This is a genomic window from Paenibacillus sp. A3 (assembly GCF_001399685.1).
In the GTDB taxonomy this organism is placed as follows: Bacteria; Bacillota; Bacilli; order Paenibacillales; family NBRC-103111; genus Paenibacillus_G.
This window is the reverse complement of the sequence record NZ_JTHN01000304.1, coordinates 1-1,447: the sequence shown is the minus strand read 5'-3', so window position 1 is coordinate 1,447 and position 1,447 is coordinate 1. Positions and strand designations below refer to the sequence as shown.

The following is a 1,447-nucleotide window of genomic DNA, read 5'->3' as shown; positions in this document are numbered from 1 at the left end:
ATCGATACGATCGGAGGCATCGACGTAGACATTCCCAAAGACATGTGGCTGTCCATGACCCGCAAGCCGCTGGAAGCGGGAAGCCGGCATTTGGACGGGTTAACCGCACTGGCTTTCGTCCGGGAACGGTATTCGCTGGAGGACGGCGATTTCGGAAGACAGACGGACCACATGAAGGTGATGCGGGCCGTCGTACAGAAGCTGCTGGCGCCGGAGAAAATAACCGAGCTGCCCGGGCTTCTGAAACTGGCGAAAAAAGAGCTGGTCGACACGAACTTGACCGACAGCGATCTTATCAGCCTTGCGTGGCTGTTCAAGGGCATGAACGGTCAGGACATCAAATATATGCAAATTCCCGGCAAATCCGTCGTAGCAGCCGATCCGCTAGTTCGTTCTCCTCTCTGGTACTGGGAGCCTGATAAGGTACGGCTGAAGGAGCTGGTCCGTGAACAGCTGCACTAAGGCAGCGGAAATGCGAAAAGAGCAAGCGCTTGCTTAATCAATCGGTCAGCCATTTGCGCACAAGCCATATGATCACCGCCCATATCGGCAGCGTCAGCACGACGCCGATCACGGTTCCTTTCAATGCCGAGCCCTGCTTCAAACGGCACCACCTCCCAAAGGTTATGGTAGAACCCATTGTATGCCGCATAGCGACTGATGATGACTTGTCCGGCTGCATGACATGTTTTTTCCGTTGCGCCATATACTTTCCTACAGGAGGGATCGATTTATGGTGCTGCTGCAGATCTTGGGAGGCATTTTGCTCGCTTTGGCGCTGTGGGGCTTGCTGAAGCTGACGCTCAAGGCGCTGCTGTGGGTTCTTGGCGGCGCTTTTCTTCTGGGAATCGTATTCCCCGGCTTGCTGCTTTTGCTGGGCAGCCTTGTTTTCGTCACGATCAGTCTCCTCGCGACACTTGGCCTGCTGCTGTTGTTGTCCGCCTTCCGGTCATGATGCGGCGGTCGGATCGTCAGCCTTCCTCATAGGCCCGGACCGCCAGCTCGGCCCAGCGTTTAAGCTCCTCCGCGCTTTCCTGCCACGGAACGTTGAACAAATGCGTATCTGCACCATGTCCTTCTTTATTCCGCAGCCATACCTCGCCTGACGCCCCGCCGCTTTCCGAGCGTACCCGCAGCAAATAATACGGCTGCAGCAACAGCTCGGCTTCTTCAAACGGCTGATCTTGATCCATCTTCTCCCCCTTTAATTCTATATGTTGTTACCTTAACCCAACCCTGGCGAACTTATACCAGACCTTCCATACGCTTCAGGCACTGCGCCGCGGACCGCTTCGTTGCCTCGTAGACCGTTCGCCCGACCGCATAACCTAACCTGGTCGCCGTTCCCGCATACCGGTATGCTTCGCCTTGCTGCGTCGCTGCAATAAGGATCGCGTCGGTCGTCGTACCGGTAGCGGTCTGTCCTCCTTCTTCCAGAACGATATTC

4 protein-coding genes are annotated in these 1,447 nt (G+C 55.9%); 2 read left to right on the top strand and 2 right to left on the bottom strand.

Annotation, left to right across the window (positions count from 1 at the left end):
* Both QJ48_RS33515 and QJ48_RS33510 read left to right on the top strand, forming a co-directional pair.
* The coding region (locus tag QJ48_RS33515) for an LCP family protein (protein WP_162238605.1) at window positions 1-462 on the top strand (462 nt) is incomplete at its 5' end.
* Between the two features lie 271 nt (window positions 463-733).
* Window positions 734-955 (top strand): hypothetical protein, encoded by a 222-nt coding sequence (locus tag QJ48_RS33510; protein WP_054977628.1) that lies wholly within the window; start codon window positions 734-736, stop codon window positions 953-955.
* Between the two features lie 16 nt (window positions 956-971).
* Here the strand turns inward: QJ48_RS33510 and QJ48_RS33505 are convergent, their stop codons facing one another.
* A complete protein-coding gene (locus QJ48_RS33505) occupies window positions 972-1,193 on the bottom strand; it encodes a hypothetical protein (protein WP_054977627.1) in 222 nt (73 codons plus the stop codon).
* Between the two features lie 52 nt (window positions 1,194-1,245).
* A partial coding sequence (locus QJ48_RS33500) for an adenosylcobinamide amidohydrolase (RefSeq protein WP_193394541.1) occupies window positions 1,246-1,447 on the bottom strand: 202 nt, incomplete at its 5' end.

Bases quoted from the DNA above. Each gene is read 5' to 3' on its own strand.
- QJ48_RS33505 (WP_054977627.1), bottom strand. From the start codon at position 1,193: ATGGATCAAGATCAGCCGTTTGAAGAAGCCGAGCTGTTGCTGCAGCCG.
- QJ48_RS33510 (WP_054977628.1), top strand. From the start codon at position 734: ATGGTGCTGCTGCAGATCTTGGGAGGCATTTTGCTCGCTTTGGCGCTG.